This is a genomic window from Arthrobacter sp. ZGTC131 (genome assembly GCF_002929275.1).
Lineage (GTDB): Bacteria > Actinomycetota > Actinomycetes > Actinomycetales > Micrococcaceae > Arthrobacter.
In genome coordinates, this window is record NZ_PJIK01000001.1 from 105,925 (window position 1) to 126,307 (window position 20,383).

At 67.8% G+C, this 20,383-nt stretch carries 20 protein-coding genes; 10 read left to right on the forward strand and 10 right to left on the reverse strand.

The genetic code is table 11. The features are described 5' to 3' along the window. Positions 1 to 63: 63 nt before the first annotated feature. The 3 genes from CXQ90_RS00475 to CXQ90_RS00485 are packed head-to-tail and all read left to right on the forward strand — an operon-like array spanning position 64 to position 2,204. Positions 64 to 726 carry a DUF1684 domain-containing protein gene (locus tag CXQ90_RS00475; protein ID WP_104136147.1) on the forward strand — a complete coding sequence of 221 codons (663 nt, stop codon included), beginning with the start codon at positions 64 to 66 and terminating at the stop codon, positions 724 to 726. A gap of 46 nt (positions 727 to 772) precedes the next feature. Continuing rightward, a complete protein-coding gene (locus CXQ90_RS00480; protein ID WP_104136149.1) occupies positions 773 to 1,642 on the forward strand; it encodes a fumarylacetoacetate hydrolase family protein in 870 nt (289 codons plus the stop codon). 34 nt (positions 1,643 to 1,676) lie between these two features. Further along, positions 1,677 to 2,204, forward strand: a complete 528-nt coding sequence (locus CXQ90_RS00485) for a GtrA family protein (protein ID WP_104136151.1) — start codon at positions 1,677 to 1,679, stop codon at positions 2,202 to 2,204. A 21-nt stretch (positions 2,205 to 2,225) separates the two neighbouring features. Here CXQ90_RS00485 and CXQ90_RS00490 read toward each other — a convergent pair whose 3' ends face one another. From CXQ90_RS00490 to CXQ90_RS00515, 6 genes are all read right to left on the reverse strand, one after another. Then, positions 2,226 to 3,389 carry a cysteine desulfurase family protein gene (locus CXQ90_RS00490; protein WP_104136153.1) on the reverse strand — a complete coding sequence of 388 codons (1,164 nt, stop codon included), beginning with the start codon at positions 3,387 to 3,389 and terminating at the stop codon, positions 2,226 to 2,228. 7 nt (positions 3,390 to 3,396) lie between these two features. Beyond that, complete coding sequence (nadC, locus tag CXQ90_RS00495; RefSeq protein WP_104136155.1) at positions 3,397 to 4,269, reverse strand: carboxylating nicotinate-nucleotide diphosphorylase; 873 nt, start codon at positions 4,267 to 4,269, stop codon at positions 3,397 to 3,399. After that, on the reverse strand, positions 4,262 to 5,983 hold the full coding sequence (gene nadB, locus CXQ90_RS00500; protein ID WP_104136834.1) for an L-aspartate oxidase: 1,722 nt from the start codon (positions 5,981 to 5,983) through the stop codon (positions 4,262 to 4,264). The genes nadC and nadB overlap by 8 nt, the downstream gene beginning before the upstream one ends. A gap of 22 nt (positions 5,984 to 6,005) precedes the next feature. Further along, complete coding sequence (gene nadA / locus CXQ90_RS00505) at positions 6,006 to 7,316, reverse strand: quinolinate synthase NadA (RefSeq protein WP_104136156.1); 1,311 nt, start codon at positions 7,314 to 7,316, stop codon at positions 6,006 to 6,008. After that, the gene (locus CXQ90_RS00510; protein WP_104136836.1) at positions 7,313 to 8,032 is read right to left on the reverse strand and encodes an NUDIX domain-containing protein; all 720 of its coding nucleotides are present in this window, start codon (positions 8,030 to 8,032) and stop codon (positions 7,313 to 7,315) included. The genes nadA and CXQ90_RS00510 overlap by 4 nt, the downstream gene beginning before the upstream one ends. A gap of 116 nt (positions 8,033 to 8,148) precedes the next feature. Beyond that, positions 8,149 to 8,628 (reverse strand): Lrp/AsnC family transcriptional regulator, encoded by a 480-nt coding sequence (locus CXQ90_RS00515; RefSeq protein WP_104136837.1) that lies wholly within the window; start codon positions 8,626 to 8,628, stop codon positions 8,149 to 8,151. Between the two features lie 177 nt (positions 8,629 to 8,805). Here CXQ90_RS00515 and CXQ90_RS00520 point away from each other — a divergent pair, with 177 nt between their 5' ends. The 6 genes from CXQ90_RS00520 to CXQ90_RS00545 all read left to right on the forward strand — a co-directional run bounded on the left by CXQ90_RS00520 (position 8,806) and on the right by CXQ90_RS00545 (position 14,371). After that, on the forward strand, positions 8,806 to 10,203 hold the full coding sequence (locus CXQ90_RS00520; protein ID WP_104136158.1) for an amino acid permease: 1,398 nt from the start codon (positions 8,806 to 8,808) through the stop codon (positions 10,201 to 10,203). Between the two features lie 149 nt (positions 10,204 to 10,352). After that, positions 10,353 to 11,390: a thiamine pyrophosphate-dependent enzyme gene (locus CXQ90_RS00525; RefSeq protein ID WP_104136159.1), complete on the forward strand. Its 1,038-nt coding sequence runs from the start codon at positions 10,353 to 10,355 to the stop codon at positions 11,388 to 11,390. A 97-nt stretch (positions 11,391 to 11,487) separates the two neighbouring features. Continuing rightward, positions 11,488 to 12,480 (forward strand): alpha-ketoacid dehydrogenase subunit beta, encoded by a 993-nt coding sequence (locus CXQ90_RS00530; protein WP_258064336.1) that lies wholly within the window; start codon positions 11,488 to 11,490, stop codon positions 12,478 to 12,480. Next, positions 12,473 to 12,802, forward strand: a complete 330-nt coding sequence (locus tag CXQ90_RS00535) for a biotin/lipoyl-containing protein (protein ID WP_018775751.1) — start codon at positions 12,473 to 12,475, stop codon at positions 12,800 to 12,802. The genes CXQ90_RS00530 and CXQ90_RS00535 overlap by 8 nt, the downstream gene beginning before the upstream one ends. Before the next feature lie 4 nt (positions 12,803 to 12,806). Continuing rightward, positions 12,807 to 13,634, forward strand: a complete 828-nt coding sequence (locus CXQ90_RS00540) for an alpha/beta fold hydrolase (protein ID WP_104136839.1) — start codon at positions 12,807 to 12,809, stop codon at positions 13,632 to 13,634. Positions 13,635 to 13,717: 83 nt separating this feature from the next. Next, positions 13,718 to 14,371, forward strand: a complete 654-nt coding sequence (locus tag CXQ90_RS00545; protein ID WP_104136161.1) for a phosphoribosyltransferase — start codon at positions 13,718 to 13,720, stop codon at positions 14,369 to 14,371. 79 nt (positions 14,372 to 14,450) lie between these two features. Here CXQ90_RS00545 and CXQ90_RS00550 read toward each other — a convergent pair whose 3' ends face one another. The 3 genes from CXQ90_RS00550 to CXQ90_RS00560 form a co-directional block, all read right to left on the reverse strand. Continuing rightward, positions 14,451 to 15,782, reverse strand: coding sequence for an MFS transporter (locus CXQ90_RS00550; RefSeq protein WP_104136162.1), 1,332 nt, complete (start codon positions 15,780 to 15,782; stop codon positions 14,451 to 14,453). A gap of 150 nt (positions 15,783 to 15,932) precedes the next feature. Then, the gene (hpaB, locus tag CXQ90_RS00555; RefSeq protein WP_104136164.1) at positions 15,933 to 17,387 is read right to left on the reverse strand and encodes a 4-hydroxyphenylacetate 3-monooxygenase, oxygenase component; all 1,455 of its coding nucleotides are present in this window, start codon (positions 17,385 to 17,387) and stop codon (positions 15,933 to 15,935) included. 56 nt (positions 17,388 to 17,443) lie between these two features. After that, positions 17,444 to 17,974 (reverse strand): flavin reductase family protein, encoded by a 531-nt coding sequence (locus tag CXQ90_RS00560; RefSeq protein WP_104136165.1) that lies wholly within the window; start codon positions 17,972 to 17,974, stop codon positions 17,444 to 17,446. 193 nt (positions 17,975 to 18,167) lie between these two features. Between CXQ90_RS00560 and CXQ90_RS00565 the strand changes: the two genes are divergently transcribed. Then, on the forward strand, positions 18,168 to 18,902 hold the full coding sequence (locus CXQ90_RS00565) for an IclR family transcriptional regulator (RefSeq protein ID WP_104136166.1): 735 nt from the start codon (positions 18,168 to 18,170) through the stop codon (positions 18,900 to 18,902). Between the two features lie 67 nt (positions 18,903 to 18,969). Here the strand turns inward: CXQ90_RS00565 and CXQ90_RS00570 are convergent, their stop codons facing one another. Further along, entirely contained in the window at positions 18,970 to 20,325 is a 1,356-nt protein-coding gene (locus CXQ90_RS00570) for an MFS transporter (protein ID WP_104136168.1), read from the reverse strand. Between the last annotated feature and the right edge of the window lie 58 nt (positions 20,326 to 20,383).

Below are 20,383 nucleotides of genomic sequence, written 5' to 3' on the forward strand. Positions count from 1 at the left end.
GTCTCCGCGTTTCGCATCCGGACCCGGGCTTTCGGAACCGGAAAGAGGGCTAGGCTGGGGGATATGGCCAATGATGAGCTGGACACGGCGGAGAAAACCCTGGCGGGCATGTCCGCCGTCGACATCGCGGACTGGCGGCTGCGAACATTTGCCCTCTATGACACCGTCCGCAAAATCGCCGCCGACAGCCCGGACGAAGCCCATGCCTACTGGCGCCAGGAACGGGACCGCATGTTCGCCACCCATCCGGCATCCGCCCTCACCCCCGAGGCCAAGGCCAGCTTCTACGGGCTCAAGACGGCCGACTACGATCCCATCTACCGTTTCCACGTGCCCCTGACCAAGGAAGGCGCGGGGCGCGAAATGACCGTCGAAACCGGCACGGACGGGCTGGTCAGGTTCGTCCGGCTCGGAACATTCGACCTGCCGGAGATGGGACAGCTGGCTGTCTGGAAAGTCCACGGCTACGGCGGCGGAATCTTCGTGCCGTTCCGCGACGCGACGGCAGGCCAGCCCGGGGGCAGCTACGGCGCAGGCCGGTACCTGCTGGATACCATCAAGGGCGCCTTCCACGGCGTGCGCGGCTCCGGGCCCGACGCCCAGTTCGTGCTCGACTTCAACTTCGCCTACAACCCGTCGTGCGCCTACAACGAGGCCTGGGCGTGCCCGCTCGCCGGCCCCGCCAACAGGCTGGCCGTCGAAATCCCGGTGGGCGAGCTCTACTGACCTCACGCTTTCCCAAGCGTTCCCGGCGGGCGCATACGATGGCTGAATGACCCCAGTTGCCCCGCGGCGGATCGCCCGCGTACGCCCGCTCGCCGAGCTCTCCCCCGCCGCCGAGCTCTCCCCCGCCACCAAGCCGAGCACCACCGCTGAGCAGTTCTTCGTCGCCAACAGCGCGCCTGATTTCGGCAGCGACGCCGGCCGGCTCTGGACCGTCGTCGACTCACCGTTTCCGGGCTCGCCCGCCAACGCGAACAGCGCGGCCCGCAGCGGCTGGGAACCAGGCTGCACCGTGAGCCAGGAAGACTTCACGTTCCTGGCCCCCAGCGCGCCGGCCAACGTCCTCGGCATGGCCCACAACACGGGACAGGCCGGCCGCGACCTGCCCGCGCAGGCATTCCACAAGGCCGCCACCAGCGTCATCGGCCCCGGCGATGCGATCGAACTGACTGCCGACGTCGGGCTGGTGGAGCCGGAAGCGGAACTGGCCGTCGTCGTCGGCCGGACTGCGAGGCGCCTGACCCTCGACGACGCACGGACCGCGGTGCTGGGCTACACGATCGCCAACGATGTCACGGCCCGGGACCTGCAGAAGTCGGACGAACTGTGGCTGAGCGCCAAGAGCCAGGACACGTTTACGCCTGCCGGCCCCTGGATCGTCACCGGCCTGGATGACGCCGACCTGCCCATTGGCGTCGTCCACAACGGTTCCGAACTGGCCACTGCGAGCACGGCGGACCTGGGCTGGAAGGTGGACGAGATCCTGGTCTACCTGAGCACGTTCATGACCCTGCACCCCGGAGACCTGGTCCTCACGGGCTTCCCGGCGGCCACGGCACCCCTACGGCCGGGGGACACTGTCACGTGCCGCGTGGGCGGAATCGGCGAACTCACCAATCCGGTCGCGGCGGCGCCGTAGCTGGATCCGACCCCGCATGTGAAAGGCTGGGGCAATGGAATCGCCCGCCGCGCCCGTTGCCGAGCCCACACAGCGGACGCAACAGACGGACTCCCCGGCGGCCTCCGCACCAGCCAGCGCGAGATTCCCCGCCACCCGGCACCACCGCGGGATTCTGCGCTTTCCGGTCATCCGCCAGCTCATCCGGTTCACCGGAGTGGGCATCGTGTGCACGGCCACCTCGCTGGCGCTCTACGCGCTGCTCCGGCCGTGGCTCGGGCCGCAGCTTGCCAATGCCGCCGCGCTGGTCATCACGTCCGTCATGAACACGGCGCTCAACCGGCGGCTCACGTTCAAGATCACCGATCAGCGCAGGGCGGGCCGGGACCATCTCAACGGCCTGGTCCTGATCCTCGTGGCCCTGGTCATCACCGGCGGCAGCCTCGGCATACTCCACTGGCTCCGGCCGGACGCCAGCGTGGCCGACGAACTACTGACCACCACGCTGTCCGGGTTCCTCGCCACCGCGGTCCGGTTCACGCTGCTCCGGCACTGGATCTTCCGGCGCGCCCGGCACCGCTAGTCGCGCACCGAACGCTGCTACCTAGTTGGGAACGTGGCCCAGGTTCCGCACGCTTCCGACGGCGGCCGTCACCGCGGCGGCGGCGGTCTCCAGGTCCGCTGCGGTCACCGAGGAATCAAAACTGAACCGGACCGCCGTCTGGGCAACCTCGGCCGGGATCCCCAGGGCCACGAGCACGGGCGACGGCGCATCCGATCCGGCAGCGCAGGCCGAACCGCTGGAGCAGACCACGCCTTGGCGTTCCAGCTCCAGGAGCACCGACTCGCCGCTGGTTCCGGGGAAGCAGAACGATGCCACGGACGGCAGCCGTTCGGACGGATGGCCTGTCAGCACGGCGCCGGGAACACGGTCCAGCACGGCGCTGATGAATTTGTCCCGCAACCCCGTGACCCGTTCCGCGAGCGCGGCCTGGCCGGCGTGCGCCAGCGTGAGCGCGGCGGCAAGGCCCACGGCCCCCGCCACATTCTCCGTTCCGGAACGCCGGCCGCGCTCCTGCCCGCCGCCGTGCACCAGGGGCTCCGCCTTCGTCCGGCCGCGGACGAACAGCACGCCGGAGCCTTTGGGCGCGCCGAGCTTGTGCCCGGAAATGCTCAGGGCGTCCACGCCCAGCGCCTTCACGTCAACCGGGAGCCACCCGGCGGCCTGCACGGCGTCGGTATGGAAGGGAATGCCACGCGCCCGGGTCAAGGCTGCGAGCGCCGCGACCGGCTGGACCGTCCCCACCTCGTTGTTGGCGTACATGATGCTGACCAGCGCGGTTTCGGGCCGGAGCACCGCGGCCAGTGCCCCGGCGGTCACCGTACCGTAGGTGTCCACGGGCGCCACGTCCACCGTGAACCCGTGAAAACGTTCGAGATAGCGCGCTGACTCTTCCACTGCCGGGTGTTCGACGGCGCTGATCACCACGCGGTTCAGCGCGGGGTCCGCGGCCTGCCGTGCCAGCGCGATTCCCTTGACCGCCATGTTGTCAGCCTCCGTGCCGCCCGAAGTGAACGTCACCTCCGCGGCGCGGCAGCCCAGCACCTTCGCCACCGATTTGCGCGCCTCCTCGAGCGCCCGGGCGGCGGCGTCGCCCAGCGAATGGTGGCTCGACGGATTGCCGAACTCACCGGTAAGGAAGGGCCACATGGCCTCCAGCACCTCGCGGCGGACGGGTGTGGTGGCAGCTGCGTCGAGGAAGATCATGGCAGGCTCAGCTGACCGTCAGCTCGACGTCCAGGCCGAGGTCCAGTGCCGTGACGCTGTGGGTGAGTGCTCCGATGGAGATGACGTCCACCCCGGCGGCTGCAATGTCCGCAACGGTTCCCAGGTTGACGTTGCCGCTGGCCTCCACCACGGCCCGGCCGCCGACCTGCCGGACACCGGCCCGCAGTTCTTCGAGCGTGAAGTTGTCCAGCATGATGGTGTCCACCCCGGCGGCGAGGACGGGTTCGATCTGGTCGGCGCTGTCCACTTCCACTTCGAAGTGCGTGGTGTGCCCGAGCTGGGCCTTCGCTTCCGCCAGCAGCGCGGTCAGCCTGCCCGGATCGCCCCCGGTCATCACGGCGAGGTGGTTGTCCTTCGCCAGCACGGCGTCGGAAAGGCTGTACCGGTGGTTGGCTCCGCCGCCGCACCGCACCGCATAGCGTTCGAGGACGCGCAGGCCGGGCGTGGTCTTCCGGGTGTCCGTGATCCGGGCCTTGGTGCCGCCCACCAGCGCCACGAACTCCGCGGTCCGGGTGGCAATGGCGCTCATCCGCTGCGCCAGGTTGAGGCCCACCCGTTCGGCGAGCAGCACGCTGCGCGCCCGTCCGCTGACCCGCGCGAGCTTGGTCCCGGCGTCGAACGGCTGGCCGTCGGCGACGAGCAGTTCCACCTGGGTGTCCGGGTCGATCAGCTGCATGGCGTCCCTGAACACGGTGCCACCGCTGAAGACTCCCGGAACACGGGCATTCAGCACCGCGGTGGCCCGGGCCTCGGCCGGAATGAGCAGCTGCGAGGTGATGTCACCGCTGGGGGCATCCTCCGCGAAGGCCCGCTCCAGGATCTCCCGGACGGGTGCTGCGGGAAGGGTCAGGCTAGTCATGGACGAGGCTCGCTTTCCGGGTCATTCTGTAACGTTTGTCAATGTCTTCGGCCGTTGCGGCCTCCGGCCTGCCGTCGTCGCGGTAGTGCGCCCCGAGCGAGGTCCTCCGCTCCCTGGCGGCGTGTACCAGCAACTGGGCAGCCAGCAACAGGTTGGCGTCCTCGTGCTCCCGCGGGTCCTCGGCGTCCGGCACGTTGTGGGGACGTACGACGGCGGCCCACGCCGCAAGCGCGGCCCCCGCCTCGCGCAGCTGCCCACCGGTGCGAAGCACCCCGGCGTTCGCCGTCATCAGCCGCCGCAGCTCTCCCCGCGAAAACGCCCCAGGCCGGGCAAAGGAAGCCTCGAAAGGCCCAGGAGCAGGTGCAGCCTCGAACTCCCAAGCAGGAAAATCGCCGTCAGGCGACGCCCCGACGCAACCACCGTCAGCCGAAGACTCACGCTGCTCGGCAAGGAAAGCCTCAACAGCCCGCCGCCCGAAGACCAGTCCCTCCAGCAGGGAATTGCTGGCCAAGCGGTTGGCGCCCTGAACCCCGGTGCATGCCACCTCGCCGGCGGCGAAGAGCCCGGGCACGGTGGTGCGGCCGTGCAGGTCGGTGGACACACCGCCCATCCAGTAGTGCGCGGCCGGCGCCACGGGAACCAGTTCCCGCGTCCAGTCGATGCCGGCCTCCCGGGTGCGCCGCGTGATCGTCGGGAAGCGCTTCTCCAGGAATCCCGGACCTTTCGCGGCCTCGATGACGCGGGCGTCGAGGTAGACGTGGCCGGTGGGATTGCCGAGTGCAGCGAGGTGCAGGGCAACGCTGCGCGAGACGACGTCCCGCGGGGCGAGTTCGGCGTCCGCGTGGTAGTCCTGCATGAACCGGCGGCCCTCCGCATCCACGAGGATTGCACCCTCGCCGCGGACCGCCTCGGAGATCAGCAGCGGGTCCTGGTTGGCTTCCGCCTCGGCTGCCTCGGCGGCCCCGACCGTGCGGACCATGCAGGTGGGGTGGAACTGGAAGAACTCAAGATCCGCAACCGCCGCTCCGGCGCGCCACGCCAGGGCCAGTCCGTCGGCGGTGGCGACGGACGGGTTGGTGGTCTGGGCAAACAACTGTCCCGCTCCGCCGGTGGCCAGCAGGACAGCGTCGGCCTGCATCGTCTTCGGCTGGCCGTCATGGAAACATTCAACTCCCGTCACGCGCCGTCCGGACTGGACCAGCGCAGTGACACGCGCATGGCCCAGCAGCCGGATCCGTCCGGACGCCTGGGCCGACAGCACGGCGCAGATGAGGGCATTTGCTATCCCCGCGCCGGTGGCATCGCCGCCGGCGTGCAGGATGCGCGGCGCCGAGTGGGCGGCTTCGAGCCCCAAGGCGGGATCGCCGTCGTCGTCCAGGTCAAAACGCACGCCGAAGCGCCCAAGTCCGGCGATGTCCCGGCGCGCTTCGGTGCACAGCACCCGGACAGCGTCCGGGTTGCAGTGGCCGGCCCCGGCCTGGAGAGTATCGGCGATGTGCGCGGCCACGGTGTCCCCCGGCGCCGGCTCGTCCAAAACCGCCGAAATGCCGCCCTGGGCATAGTACGTGTTGCTGTCCGCGAGCGCGCCCTTGGTCAGCAGCACCACGTCAGCGCCGGCGTCCGCGGCGAGCAGTGCACCGTAGAGGCCGGCGATGCCGCTGCCGACGACGATCAGCCGCGCCCGCCCGGGGCTCCCGGTTCCGCTGGAGGTCATCATGCGGGGCTCATTTCGGGTCTCATTGCGGCTTTGCGGCCAGCATGCGCTCCAAGGCGGTTCTGGCGTCCTGCTGCACGGCGTCGTCCACGGTGATGCGGTTAACCACGCGGCCCGCTACGAGTTCCTCGAGCACCCAGGCCAGGTAGCCCGGATGGATCCGGTACATGGTGGAGCACGGGCAGATCACGGGGTCCAGGCAGAAGATGGTGTGCTGCGGATACTGGGCCGCGAGGCGGTTGACCATGTTGATCTCGGTGCCGATCGCGAACACCGTGGGCTCCTCCGCAGCGGCTATTGCCTTCTGGATGAAGTCCGTGGATCCGGCGGAGTCCGCTGCGTCCACCACTTCCATGGGGCATTCGGGGTGCACGATCACCTGGACGCCCGGGAAGTCGGCACGGGCCTTCTCGATCTGCGCCACCGAGAAGCGCTTGTGCACCGAGCAGAAGCCGTGCCAGAGGATCACCTGGGAGTCCAGCAGGGCCTGCTCGTCGTTCCCGCCGAGTTCCTTGCGCGGGTTCCACATGGGCATCTGCTCCAGCGGGACGCCCAGCGCCTTGGCCGTGTTGCGACCCAGGTGCTGGTCCGGGAAGAACAGGACGCGCTGGCCGCGCTCGAAGGCCCATTCCAGGACCGTCTTGGCGTTCGATGAGGTGCAGACGATGCCGCCGTGCCGCCCGCAGAAGGCCTTCAGCGCGGCTGAAGAATTCATGTAGGTGACGGGGATGACCGGAACCCGGCCCTCGGCGTCGGGCTCGGTGCCGAAGATTTCCTCCAGCTGCTCCCAGCAGTCCTCCACGGAATCCGCGTCCGCCATGTCCGCCATGGAGCACCCGGCGGCCAGGTTGGGCAGGATGACGGCCTGTTCCGGCGTCGAGAGGGTGTCGGCGGTTTCCGCCATGAAATGCACGCCGCAGAACACGATCGCCTCGGCGTCCGGGCGGGTCAGGGCGGCGTTGGCCAGCTGGAAGGAGTCCCCGACGAAATCGGCGTACTGCACCACTTCGTCGCGCTGGTAGAAATGGCCCAGAATCACGGCGCGGTCGCCGAGCGTGGCCTTGGCGGCGCGGATCCGGGCGTCGAGCTCGGCGTCGCCGGCCAGCTTGTACTCCTCGGGGAGCTGGCCCTGGCGCGGCGTGGACGGCGGGGCAACGTCGGCGCTGGAGGCTCCAGGACCGTACGCCGGGATGCCGGCCAGCGCTTCCGCGAGGTCATAGTCCCAGGGGCCCTTGGCCAGGGCCGGGCTGCAGGTGCTGCCGGCAGCGGCGGCGCGGCCCTTCTCGGCCTGTTCACGCGTGATCAGCTGAATTGCCGTATTGACGCTGCTCATGGGGTACTCCTGTTATCTGGATCAAGGCCGGGACGGCCGGTAAATCGGTAGAGGCGTGGCGGGCGGTGCTTGCCGCCCTGGAGGTATTCACCGGTTTCTTCGATTTCCGGTGTGGCTTTGACCTGGCGGCGGAAGTTGGCCGGGTCCAGCCGGGTGTCCAGGACGGCTTCGTAGACTTCCCGGACCTGGGCCAGCGTGAAGTACTCGCCCAGCAGGTGGTACGCGATCGAGCCGTAGGCGAGCTTGTTCCTGAGCCGCCACAGCGCGTAGTCGACGATCGCGTTGTGGTCGAAGGCCAGCTCCCCCACCTTGTCCGCCCGGAACCACCGGACGTTCGCCGATTCGTCGGCGAGCGCGGCCTCGGTGGGCTGCACCAGCGCCCAGTACACAATCGAGACCACCCGCTGGGTGGGCGACCGGTGCAGGCCGCCGAAGGCATAGAGCTGTTCGAGGTAGCTGGGGGCCAGGCCCGTGGTTTCCCGCAGGTTCCGGGAGGCGGCGTCCTGCAGCGACTCCGAGTGGGTCAGCGGGCCGCCCGGGAGCGCCCAGAGGCCTTTGAACGGCTCGCGGATCCGGCGGACCAGCGGCAGCCAGAGTGTGGGACGGCCGGAGGCCTCGCTGGGCCGAAGCGCGAAGATCACCGTGGAAATGGCGAGCGACGGCGGAGCGGCCTGCCGCTCGGCGACGTTGGCTGAGTTGGTGTACACGCTCTTCACCCGCTTCACTGCGCATTCGGGGGTCCTGCTGACCCTCCGCTAGTTATAGTCAAAATGACTAAAACTGATTCTACGGCCCGCCGCCCGCGGAACAAAATGTTTCGCCGATACCGGACTTAGGCGCGGCCCCGGGCAGCCACAGCCTCCAGCAGGGGAAGCGTCCTGCCCTCGAAATGGGTGTTGAGGACAATCACCGAGGACGACCGCAGCACGGTCCTGGTGGCGATCATCGCATCGAGCACGCGCTGGAGGTCCGGGTTGGAGCGGGCGGCAATGCGCGCCATCAGGTCCGAACTGCCGGAGACAGTATGGATCTCGATCAGTTCTGGAATCTCGGCGAGCGCCGCCACCACGGCATCGTGCCCCAGGTCCTGGTTGATGGTCAGCGAGCAGAAGGCAACCACCGGGAAGCCGAAATGGGAGGGGTCGGGGTGGGGCACCCAGGAACCGATCACGCCGCCTTCCGCCATCCGGTCCAGCCGCGACTGGACGGTGGCCCGCGCGATCTTGAGCACCCGGGAGGCCTCCAGGACGGAAGCACGCGGCGCATCGGTGAAGAATCGGACAATTTTGGCGTCCAGTGCATCCACGTTCATCAGCTTTTCCCGTCCTTGGATATCCGTCAACACAAAGTGCTGCCACCTGGGCCATGCCTTGAGCAAACTGAATCCAGTTTCTCACGTGCCCGGGCTGTGGCATTCCCGGCGAGGCGGTAGATTCGAATGGTCCCAAAAGGACCCCCTGTTTTCACCAACCCCAAGAAGGTACGCAGCATGACGATGAAGTCCACGGCGGAGCGACCGGCAGTAGAACTCAGCCACAACATGAAACCCCGCCAACTGACCATGATGGGACTGGGCAGCGCAATCGGCGCCGGTCTCTTCCTGGGATCCGGGGCCGGCATCCAGGCCGCCGGCCCGGCCGTCCTGATCTCCTACCTCGTTGCCGGCACACTGATCATCCTGGTGATGTGGGCACTCGGCGAGATGGCGGCGGCAAACCCCAACAGCGGCGCCTTCTCCGTCTATGCCGAGAGGGCCATGGGCAAGACGGCCGGGGCCACGGTGGGCTGGCTGTGGTGGCTCCAACTCGTGGTGGTCATCGCCGCCGAGGCCCTCGGCGCCGCAGGGCTGCTGTTCTCGGTGTGGCCGGTCATCCCGGTCTGGGCGCTCGCGCTGGTGTTCATGGTGGTGTTCACGGCCATCAACCTGGTTGGCGTGAAGAACTTCGGCGAGTTTGAATTCTGGTTCGCCATCCTCAAGGTCGCCGCGATCGTGATTTTCCTGGGCATCGGCGGCGCCCTGCTCTTCGGGCTCCTGCCCGACGTCGCCTCGCCCGGCCTCAGCAACATCGCCACGGATTTCGCTCCGGCAGGCCTGGGCGGCATAGCGACGGCCCTGTTCGTGGTGATTTTCGCGTTCGGCGGGACGGAAATCGTCAGTGTCGCCGCCGCCGAAACAGAGGACCCGGAGCACAGCGTGGCCAAGGCCATCCGGACCGTGGTGTGGCGGATCCTGGTGTTCTACATCGGGTCCGTGTTCGTCATCGCGGCGGTCCTTCCCGCCACCTCGGGCGCGCTGGCGTCGCCGTTTGCAGGTGTCCTGGACGCCGCGCGCATTCCCGGCGCCAGCACGGCGATCACCCTCGTGGCCGTCGTCGCGCTCCTGTCCGCACTGAACGCCAACCTTTACGGGGCGTCCCGCATGGTCTACTCGCTCTCTGAACGCGGCGAGGCGCCGGCCATCCTGTCGCGGCTCAGCGGCGCAAAGGTGCCCATGGTCGCCGTCGGCGTGTCAGTTGCCTTCGGCTTCATCGCCACCGTCCTGGAACTGCTGTTTCCGGAGAAGATCCTGCCGGCGCTGTTCCAGCTCGTCGGTTCAACCTGCCTGGTGGTGTGGGGCACCGCCCTCGTCTCCCAGCTGATCCTGCGCCGGCGCGCGGACCGCGAGGGAACTCCCCTGCCCCTGCGGATGAAGGGTTTCCCCGGCCTGACGGTGTTCGGCCTGGTGCTCCTTGGCGTGATCTTCGCGGTTGGACTGAGCGCCGAGAGCAGCCGGATCCAGCTGATCAGCACCGTCCTGCTGATTGCCGGCATTGCCGCAGCCTGCTGGGCGGGGGCCAGGTTCACGGCTTCCCGTGACGCCGTCCGCGCCGGTTCCGCAAGGGACTAGCACCCGGCCGGACGCCCGGCCCAACACCCTGGGGAGGGGCTGCACAGTTTGTGCAGCCCCTCCCGCGTTTAACTGTGCAGAACTGACAGTCTGATCAGCGTCCGCGCAGCTGATTGCCCGCCGACTTGGCGGTGACTAGGGTCACAGCTATGGACACCCTGCCGCTTCCGGACGGCGGCACCGCCGCTCCCCCGCCCACCCCTGACCAGCTGCGTGAGCTCTACTCGCTGATGGCTGCGGTCCGCCACCTCGACGCCGCGGCCGTTGCATGGCAGCGTCAGGGCATCATCCCCGGCTACGCCCCCGAGCTGGGCCAGGAGGCTGCCCAGGTGGGCAGCGGCTACGCCGTCGATACCGCCCGCGACTTTGTTTTCCCCACCTACCGCGAGATGGGCGTGGCCCGGGCCATGGGCGTGGACATGGTGGCGTACATGTCCACCCACAAGGCCACCTGGCACGGCGGCCTCTACGACCCGGTGGCCTCGCGCCTCGCGCCCATCCAGGCGGTGGTGGCCGGTTCGGTGCTGCATGCGGTGGGGTGGGCCCACGGCCAGACGCTGGAACAGAACGACGGCGTTGCGCTCGCGTACCTGGGCGACGGCGCCTCCTCGCAGGGCGACGTCCATGAGGCGATGAACTTCGCGGCCGTCATGAAGGCCCCCGTGGTCTTCTTCGTGCAGAACAACGGCTGGGCCATCTCCGTTCCCACCGAGCGCCAGGTTGCCGGCGGTTCCGTTGCCGCCCGCGCAGCCGGTTACGGCATTCCCGGCCTCCAAGTGGACGGGAACGACGTTATCGCCGTGCTTGATGCCACCAGGCGGGCCATCGCCCACTGCCGCTCCGGCCGGGGGCCCGTGGTGGTCGAGGCCATGACCTACCGCCGCGGCCCGCACTCCACGTCCGATGACCCCGGACGCTACCGCTCACTGGACGAGGAGCGGTCCGGAGCGGGCGAGGATCCGCTGGGCCGCCTTCGCCAGCGGCTGCTGGATGACGGCATCGCCGACGACGCCTTCTTCGCCGCTGCGCAGGCCGCCGCGGCAGCCGAGGAAGCGTCAGTCCGCGAAGGCATCGAAGCGCTCGGCCCGCGGCCGGGCAGCGAGATGTTTGACCTCGTCTTCCAGGAAACCACCCCCGCACTGCAGAACCAGGCCGCCAGCTGGCGAGAGGAGTCCGAACATGTCTAGGAGCGCAGGACCCATGACGGGATTTCGGCAGGCCCAATCACCGGACGCGCCAACACCCCATCCGGAGGCACCCGGCAAGCGCACGGAACAGCTGTCTATGCAGCAGGCGCTCAACCGCGCGCTCGATGAAGTGCTGGCGGAAAACCCCAAGGCGGTGATCTTCGGCGAGGACTGCGGCCGCCTCGGCGGCGTCTTCCGCATCACCGACGGGCTGCAGGCCAAACACGGCGAAAAGCGCGTCTTCGATACCCCGTTGGCCGAATCCGGCATCCTGGGCATGTCCGTGGGACTCGCGATGGCCGGGTTCCACCCCATTCCTGAAGTACAGTTCGACGGCTTCGCCTACCCCGCCGTCAACCAGATCATTTGCCAGATCGCCCGGATGAACTACCGCAGCCGCGGCACCCTGCCGATGCCCATCACGCTCCGCGTGCCCAGCTTCGGCGGCATCCGCGCCCCCGAGCACCACGGGGAGAGCCTCGAGGCCCTGTTCGCGCACGTGCCGGGGCTGAAGGTGGTGTCGCCGTCGAACCCGCACGAGGCCTACCACCTCCTCAAGTACGCAGCCACGCGCCCGGACCCGGTGATCTTCATGGAGCCGAAGTCCCGGTACTGGCAGAAGGGGGACGTCGACTTCGGCGCCGCGGATGCCCCCGGTGCCGGATCGCCCGCCGGCGCCCCCACCGGTGCCAAGGTGATGAGGGAAGGCCGCCACCTGACGCTCATTGCCTGGGGCGCCATGGTGTCCCGCTGCCTGCAGGTGGCAGGCCTCGCCGCCGAGGACGGCATCGACGTCGAGGTCCTGGACCTGCGCTGGATCAAGCCGATCGACGCCGACGCACTGGTGGCGTCCGTGCGCAAGACGCGGCGCGCCGTCGTCGTCCATGAAGCGCCGCTGACCTCCGGGCTTGGAGCCGAAGTGGCCCAGCTGGTGACGCAGGGCTGCTTCGACACGCTCAAGGCGCCGGTGGAGCGGGTGACGGGCTTCGACGTCCCGTACCCCTCCGGGGACCTTGAGGACGAGTACATTCCCAACATTGACCGGATCCTCTTCGGCATCCAGCGAGTATTGGAGTACAAACGTGGCTGAAATATCCTTCCCGCTCCCCGATCTCGGCGAGGGCCTGATCGAGGCCACCGTGCTGGAATGGCTGGTCTCACCGGGCGAGCAGGTGGAGCGCAACCAGCCGCTCGTGGAGGTGGAAACCACCAAATCCGCGGTTGAATTGCCCAGCCCGCAGGCAGGTAAGGTAGTGCGTATCTACGGCGGGCCCGGCGACAAAATCAATGTCGGCGAGCCCCTGATTGTGTTTGAGGTGCCGGACAACACCGCCGGCATCGTGGGCACCGTCCCGAAGGAAGAGGCACCGAAGCGCCGGGTCCGCCTGAGCGCCGTACTTGATGAGGACTGACATGATGAGCGGCAGGCACACCGGCGAACAGCACTCCCACACTGTGGAGGGCACCGATCCCCAGCTGTACGTCGAGGTGCACGATCCCGAGGCCGACGCCGGCCTCCGCCCCATCCTGCTGATCCATGGCTTTTCCTCCTCGAGCAAGCTGAACTGGGAGGACTCCGGCTGGATCTCGGCCCTGCTCGCGGCGGGAAGGCGGGTCATCGCGGTGGACCTGCCGGGCCACGGCCGCAGCGGCGCCCCGGAAGACATGGACTCCTACTCGCCCAGCCGGATCCGGGCGGACCTCCTCCAGATAGCGTTCGACGCCGGTGCGCGGCCCTTGCGTGCCGGTGACCCTTCCAGCGGTCTGGACGTAATCGGCTACTCGCTCGGTTCCCGGCTCGCCTGGGAGTTCGGCGCCACGCAGCCGGAAATTGTGCACCGGATTGTCCTCGGCGGGCCCAACATGGCTGACCCGCTGGCCGAGTTCGACCTCGTGGCAGCCCAGCGCTACCTCGCCGACGGCTCGCCCATTGCCGACGAATCCACGGCCGGGCTCCTCAAGATGGCCCAGGCGCTGCCGAGCAACAACATCTTCGCGCTCCTGTCCCTGGTCGAGGCCATCAAGGGCGAGCCCTACGACCCCGCCGAGGCTGTTCCGCACATGCCCGTGCTGCTGGTGGCCGGCGAAAAGGATGATCGCGCAGCCTCGATGCCGCGGCTTGCGGAACTGGCCGCGGCGGCCGGATCCATGGCCGAACAGCTGGTGCTTCCCGGCCGGAACCACACGAACGCCATCACCAGCCGCGCCTTCAAGCAGGCGGCCATCGCGTTCCTCGGCAGCTAGCTCCCGGCAGACCTGCCCCGGCGCGCCGCGGCCGGTCGGCGGTAGGCTGGATTTGACGGGCGGAGACTCCGGAAGAGGAACCCATGGGCATGGTTTTTGAAGACCGGGATGAAGCGGGAAAGCGGCTTGCAGCGGCGCTTCCGCAGTTCCGCGAACGGCCGGACACCGTGTTGCTCGGACTCGCGCGCGGGGGCATTCCCGTGGCGGCCGCGGCGGCGGAGGTCCTGCATCTTCCGTTCGGTGCGGTCCTGGTCAGGAAACTCGGCATTCCAGGCCATGACGAGACTGCCTTCGGCGCCCTGGCCTACTCGGGAGGCAGGATAGTCCGGCTGCTCAACAGACCGCTCGTGGCGCGCATCCTGGAGAACGGTGTCCGGCAGGCCTGGCTGGACGAGGTGGAGAGCCGTGAACGGGATGAACTCCTGCGGCGCGTCGAAAAGTACCCCGGCATCAACCACGAAGTCCGCGGGAAGACCGCGTTGCTGGTTGACGACGGTCTGGCCACCGGCGCCACCATGCGGGCCGCCGTCGAGGCCGTGCGTTCATCGGGGGCCGCGAGCGTTGTGGCTGCCGCTCCGGTCGGATCCATCGAGGCCGAAAAATCGCTGTCCCGGGTTTGCGACGTCCTGTGCCTGCACCTGCCGGGCAAGTTCCGGGCTGTTGGCAGTTTCTACCGGCATTTTGATCAGTTGACCGACGACGACGCCATCGGCCTGCTGCAGGGCGCCCAGCCCTGAGGGCACCAGCTCAGGACGAATACGGGCCCGGACCTAAGCCCGGACCCGCATTCTCAAACTGACTGCTGACGCAGATCCGTCAGTGCCGGCTGACGCCGAGCAAGTTTCCCTTGGTTTCCTTGGCGAGCAAAACGCCGACGGCGGAGATCACACACAGGACCATAATGTAAATGCCGATGGAACCTGTCCACTTGGTGCTCTGGAGCAAGTACTCCGCAATCGTGGCAGCGAAGGCGCCGCCGAGGATGGCGCCGAACGCGTAGCCGATGGAAATCCCGGAATACCGCACGTTCGCGGGGAACATTTCGGCGTACATGGCGGACATGGGGCCGTAGGAAAGGCCCAGCCCGATCGTCAGGACGAACAGCGCCACCCCGTAAAGCCAGATGTTCCTGGTGTCGATGAGCGCGAACATAGGGATCATCCAGACGAAGATGATGGCGTAGCCGGTCAGGAAGGTCTTGACGCGGCCGATGCGGTCCGACAGCCAGCCGCCAGCCAGCGTGAATATCAGCCAGCCAAATGAGGCAAGGGTCGTGGCGAGCAGGACCTGCGGCGCGGGCATTTGCAGCGACCTGGTGGCATAGGAGATGAAGAAGGCGATCAGCAGGTAACCCGCAGCGTTGTTGGCGATAAAGATCAGCGTTGAGTAGAGGACCGGCTTCTTGTGGTGACGGATGAGCTCCCCAAGAGGGGCCTTGCTCTCGGCCTTGCGGGCGGCCATCTCGCGGAAGACCGGGCTCTCCGCCACGGCCCGCCGGATCAGGTATCCGACGACGATCAGCACGATGGACAGCAGGAACGGAACCCGCCAGCCCCAGGCGGCAAAGTCCTCCCTGGACATGCTGCTGTTGAGGAAGAACAGGAGGCCGGTGGCCAGAATCATGCCGATGGGCACGCCGATCTGGGGATATGCGCCGAAGATTCCGCGCTTGCTCATCGGCGCGTGCTCCACTGCCATCAGCGCTGCTCCGCCCCACTCACCGCCGGCTGAGAAGCCCTGGATGATCCGGAGGGTGATAAGCAGGACCGGAGCCCAAAGGCCGATCTGGCTGTAGGTGGGCAGGATGCCGATCAGGGACGTTGCGGCCCCCATCATGACGAGGGTGAACACCAGCATCGCCTTGCGTCCGAGCCGGTCACCGAGATGGCCGGCAATGACGGCACCGAGCGGGCGGAAGAGGAAGCTGATGCCGATGAGTGCGAAGGAGAGAATCTGCGCAAGGCCGGGATTGGACTGCTGCAGCGGGGTCAGGAAGAGCGGGGACAGCAGGGTTCCCGTCAACTGGGCAAAGATAAAGAAGTCGTACCACTCAATGGTGGTGCCGACCAGCGTCCCCGCGAGGACCTTGCGTTCCTCGTGCTTACTGCTGGGGCCCGTCTCGGAATCAACGGAAGAAGTTGCTGTCATTGGAACTCCGTGGCTGGGGCAGAGTTACTGCCGGGGTGGGGGTGATGCCGCACGATTTACTGATCGAACGGTCAGTTAGCATGAAGGATACTATGAAATTGTGATGGAGCGCACTTAATTTATGGCTCACTGGCATTCAGCCGGCGTGGTTCAGTCCTGCCGGTTCAAAAATTCCCGGAGCCTGGCCCTGACCGGTTCGCGGTCATAGGTGTTGACGAGGGCACTTGCCATCCGCACCGGGTCACCGAAGAAGAAGTATTCATAGAGGGACTGGCGGCCCGAGAAGCCGGAGATCGAGGCGTCGAAGGCCAGCTTGAACAGGCGCACGCGCTCGGGGCCGGTGAGCGTTTTTCCCTGCAGGTAGAGGTCGATGTCGGCCCTCGCGTCGCTGTTCACGTCCGCTTCCCCGGGGAGCGCCATGAGTCCCGAAGCAGAGAACTTCCGGATGATCTGCGGGAAGCGCTGGGCCATCTTGGGATACCAGTTCCGCGCGGCGTTGAGGGTGCTCCACTTCGGCAGCATGACGCCGGCGTCATTGAGCTCCGCGTCCGCTTCGGAGGCGCGCACCAGGGCCTTGCCGATTTCGACGTCGATAATCAGCTCCGCGATGTCCTCCTGGATGTGCTGGAACCCGTCGATCCCGATGGCCTCTGCCAGTTCGGACGCAAGCCCCAGGAAGAATTCGCTCTTCGCGATCGTGCGGGTGACCACCTGGTGGGTCATGAGGGCCCCCGCTCCGGTCTCGGCGTAGAACGAGTTGCAAAGCTGGGGGTTCCCGAGCATGAAGATGCGGTCGCTCGGGACGAGGACGTCATCGAACACGGCCACCGCGTCCATTTCCTCATACCGGGAGGCCAGCGGCTCGTCGTGGGTGCTGCCCCCGTTGTAGAGCGACGTGCGGCACAGGTACCGCAGTCCCGGCGCGTCGTTGGGAATGGCAAAAGCGAAGGAATAGGGCGCATCCTCAGGAGTGCCGCGCAGCACGGTGGACGGGAAGACCAGAAGTTCGTCCGCAATGGGCGCGATGGTCGCCAGCATGCGGGCGCCGCGGATGACAATGCCGTCCTCGCGCTCCTCCACGATGTGGGCGGTCAGCTGGCCGCCGAGCTGTTCGGAGCCTGACACCGACCGGTTGACCTGCGGCGGGATCAGCGTGTGGGTGGCCAGAACGTCATTCTCGCGCGCCCACTCGTAGTAGTTCCGGATGTTCTCGGCAAACTTGGGGTCGGCCTGGGAGAACCATTTCTCGGCAGTCCCCAGTGCCGTGAGGGCGGAGTTCATGTAGTCCCCCGTGCGGCCCAGGAATCCGTTGGTGGCTTCCGCCCAGGTGGAGATCGCCCGGCGCCGGTGCTGCAGGTCCTCGACGGTCCTGGGCACCAGGAAGGATGCGTTCACCAGGTCCCCCGTGGTGGGCGATGCGAAGGTCAGCGCCTCCTGGTACTGCTGATCATGCTGCATGTCGAAGAGCTTGGCGTAGGACCGCGCCACGTTGCGGAAGGCGGGGTGTTCCGCGACTTTCTCGCTGACCACTTCGCCGTCAATCACAATATGGGGCGTCATGGCATTGAGCTTGTCCAGGTACTGCTGGCCGGTTCGGATGCCCATTGCTATCTCCAGTCGTCGTTGAACTGCAGGATGGATTGGTGATTGTTGAAGTGCTCCTAGAGAAGGTCCTCCATGCCCAGCTGGCTCTCCGGGATGGTGGTGAAGGCGCTGTTCGCGAACGCCAGGGCGTCGCCGTTACGGTAGTTGAAGTCCACCACCTCGCCGAGATAAAGCGTGTGGTCGCCGCCGTCGTACGCGGCCCAGGGCTTGCACTCAAAGTAGGCAAGCACATTGGACAGCCGCGGCGCCGTCGGGCTCTCCACCCACAAAGGCTCGGGTCCGGGGCGCCCGGCGAAATGCATGGCCAGCTGCCGCTGTTCGGCGCCCAGGATGTTGACGGTGAAGGGCCGGCCCGCGAGCTCATCGTGTGCTTTGGCGGCGCGGGCGATGCTGACCAAGACCAGCGGCGGCTCCATGGAAACCGACGTGAAGGAGTTTACGGTGATGCCGTGGCGTTTGGTGACGCCGTCGAAGGTGACGATCGCTACGCCGGTCGCGAACCTGCCCAGGCTGCCGCGGAAGTGATGGGCCCGCGGAACGGATGTCCGGCCGGGGACATTCGGCGCCGCTTCTGGCTTCGCAATCATCGTCGATTTTCCTTCGGTCGCTGAGGCTGACCGCTGCCCGGCGGCTGCCTCTGGCGTGCTCTTGCGAGCTGTTCTATAGTTGAGCTGTTCTATAGTTGAACGCAAAATTCCTATATGGAACGCTAGCCCAAGGGAACCCGCAACACAAGACCCTCCGGCAAAACGCGCCTCTCCCCCGCCTAGGATGGACAGCATGAATCCAATCGCCAGTGCCGGCGCACAGGCTGCGCCCGCCCAGGCTTCCCCGTCGCAGACTCTCTCCAGGGGCATCCGGGCCCTGGAAATCCTGGCCGAGGCTGACCGCGCACTGACCATAGCCGAGCTCGCCGATGCCATGGGCGTCCACCGCTCGGTCGCGTACAGGATTCTCCGCACGCTGGAGGACCATTCGCTCCTGGTGCGCGACGACGCGGGCCGGGTGCAGCCCGGTCCGGGCCTTGCCGTGCTGGCCAGGGGGGTATCACGGAGCCTGCAGACGGCCGCCCTGCCGGAACTGACGCAGCTGGCCAACTCGCTGAACATGACTGCCTTCGTCGCCGTCTGGGACCACCAGGACTGCGTCACGCTGGTCACGGTGGAACCCCGTCATTCGGCCGCCACGGTGGTCCAGCATCCCGGATCGCGGCATCCCATCAGCACGGGCGCGCCCGGCATCGCCATCCAGTCGGCCGTGTCGGAACACGATTGGAACCAGCTGGCGCCCGGCGTGCCCTACCGTGCCGAGGCTGCCGAAGCGCGCAGGCGCGGCTACGCGGCCAGCCACGACGAAGTCATCGCGGGGGTTTCCTCGCTGGCCGCCCCGATCAGGGTGCCGGGCGGACGGCCCGCGGCGGTCGCCGTCGTCTATATCCGTGCCTCACAGGACCCGGCCGAACTCGCCGAGGCGCTGACCGCCGGCGCGGCGAGGATCGAAAGCCAGCTCGCCTGACGCGGTCCCGCCCAAGCGAGTCGCAGCTCGCGCCGTTCCCAGCGCCGGGAACGGCGCGTGCCGCGACTTACTTGGGCTGGTTCCGGCGGACGACGACGGCGGCTGCCGCACCGAGCACGAACAGCGCCGCTGCGGCGGCCACCGGTACGAGGAACGCCGCCGAGTATCCGCTGCCCTCCGCCAGTTGGCCCGCCACCGATGAACCGATCGCCGTGCCCGCGACGATGCCGCTGGCCAGCGCCGTCATGACGGTTCCGAGCCTGCCCGCCGGCGCGACGATGCCGCCAATGGCGAACACGGTGACCATGACAGGTCCCACCGGCAGCCCCAGGACCAGGAGCACCAGGACCATTGCCCAGCCGTCGCCCGGCAGCAGCAGGAGTGTTGACAGGCCGGCCATGGCGGCCGCCCCGGCCAGCCAGCGCGCCGCCAGGGTGAAGCGGGCCGGCCAGTAGGCCACCGAAATGGCTGCCGCTGCCGAGCTGAGCCCCATGACCGCATAGAGGAGCCCGGCGACCTCGGACGTTGCAAACGCGGCCGAAAACGAACTGAGGGCAGCCTGGGTGGAGCCGAAAAAGCTGCCCATGCAAACCATGGCCATCACCGGCAGCGTCACGGCGGCGAAGGACATGAGTCCCGCGCGCGGCGGGCTGCTCTGCCCGGCGCTGCGCTGAACGGCTGTGCGGTGAACGGTGCGTGGTTGAACAGCCCTGCGCGGAACCGCAAGATGCGTCCGGTGCACGGCGAAGGCAGGCACCAGCGTGATGGTCAGGGCCGCTGCGAGGGCAAGCGGCAGCCACGGCGCAATCAGGCTGGCCAGGATGCCCACGAGGGCCGGGCCGAGGACAAAGGTCAGCTCGTCGGCCGTGCTCTCGTACGAGAGTGCCGTGTCCAGGTCCTTGCCGCCGCCCTTGCGGTTTCCGGCCGACGTCAGCGCCATCCAGCGGACCCGCGCCAGCGGACCGACCTGCGGGCAGCTGACACCGGCGACGAAGGCTGCCGCGAGGATGGGGACCGCGCTGCCTTCCGCGCCGGGCACCATATAGGCCGCGGCAATCAGCACGAGGACCGCCAGGGCATTCAGGATGGCTGCAACCACGAGGACCGGGCGCTGGCCGAAACGGTCCGCCAGGGCACCCAGGACGGGCGCGCCGATGGCCGATCCGATGCCGACTGCGCCGGCCGACGTTCCGCCCGCGGCATATGAGCCGCTCACGGACGTGACGAGCGTGAGCGTGCCAACGGTCAGCATGGCCAGCGGCAGCCGGGCGAACAGGCCCAGCGGAATAAAGCCCCTGCCGGCCAGTTCAGGCAGCCGGGAATACCTGCTTCCCGAGCGGGCCTGCGGCGATTCGGAGGACAGGCCGGTTGTGTCGGCGGGAGAGTGCTGCGAAGGGCGCTGCGGCGCCGTAGAGGTTGTCATGTATCCGGGCTCGTTCAGTAGTGCGCATCGTCCCTCCTCCCGATGCGCGCGACCCGGT

Bases quoted from the DNA above. Each gene is read 5' to 3' on its own strand.
- CXQ90_RS00475 (WP_104136147.1), top strand. From the start codon at position 64: ATGGCCAATGATGAGCTGGACACGGCGGAGAAAACCCTGGCGGGCATG.
- CXQ90_RS00480 (WP_104136149.1), top strand. From the start codon at position 773: ATGACCCCAGTTGCCCCGCGGCGGATCGCCCGCGTACGCCCGCTCGCC.
- CXQ90_RS00485 (WP_104136151.1), top strand. From the start codon at position 1,677: ATGGAATCGCCCGCCGCGCCCGTTGCCGAGCCCACACAGCGGACGCAA.
- CXQ90_RS00490 (WP_104136153.1), bottom strand. From the start codon at position 3,389: ATGATCTTCCTCGACGCAGCTGCCACCACACCCGTCCGCCGCGAGGTG.
- nadC (WP_104136155.1), bottom strand. From the start codon at position 4,269: ATGACTAGCCTGACCCTTCCCGCAGCACCCGTCCGGGAGATCCTGGAG.
- nadB (WP_104136834.1), bottom strand. From the start codon at position 5,983: ATGACCTCCAGCGGAACCGGGAGCCCCGGGCGGGCGCGGCTGATCGTC.
- nadA (WP_104136156.1), bottom strand. From the start codon at position 7,316: ATGAGCAGCGTCAATACGGCAATTCAGCTGATCACGCGTGAACAGGCC.
- CXQ90_RS00515 (WP_104136837.1), bottom strand. From the start codon at position 8,628: ATGAACGTGGATGCACTGGACGCCAAAATTGTCCGATTCTTCACCGAT.
- CXQ90_RS00520 (WP_104136158.1), top strand. From the start codon at position 8,806: ATGACGATGAAGTCCACGGCGGAGCGACCGGCAGTAGAACTCAGCCAC.
- CXQ90_RS00525 (WP_104136159.1), top strand. From the start codon at position 10,353: ATGGACACCCTGCCGCTTCCGGACGGCGGCACCGCCGCTCCCCCGCCC.
- CXQ90_RS00530 (WP_258064336.1), top strand. From the start codon at position 11,488: ATGCAGCAGGCGCTCAACCGCGCGCTCGATGAAGTGCTGGCGGAAAAC.
- CXQ90_RS00540 (WP_104136839.1), top strand. From the start codon at position 12,807: ATGAGCGGCAGGCACACCGGCGAACAGCACTCCCACACTGTGGAGGGC.
- CXQ90_RS00545 (WP_104136161.1), top strand. From the start codon at position 13,718: ATGGGCATGGTTTTTGAAGACCGGGATGAAGCGGGAAAGCGGCTTGCA.
- CXQ90_RS00550 (WP_104136162.1), bottom strand. From the start codon at position 15,782: ATGACAGCAACTTCTTCCGTTGATTCCGAGACGGGCCCCAGCAGTAAG.
- hpaB (WP_104136164.1), bottom strand. From the start codon at position 17,387: ATGGGCATCCGAACCGGCCAGCAGTACCTGGACAAGCTCAATGCCATG.
- CXQ90_RS00560 (WP_104136165.1), bottom strand. From the start codon at position 17,974: ATGATTGCGAAGCCAGAAGCGGCGCCGAATGTCCCCGGCCGGACATCC.
- CXQ90_RS00565 (WP_104136166.1), top strand. From the start codon at position 18,168: ATGAATCCAATCGCCAGTGCCGGCGCACAGGCTGCGCCCGCCCAGGCT.
- CXQ90_RS00570 (WP_104136168.1), bottom strand. From the start codon at position 20,325: ATGACAACCTCTACGGCGCCGCAGCGCCCTTCGCAGCACTCTCCCGCC.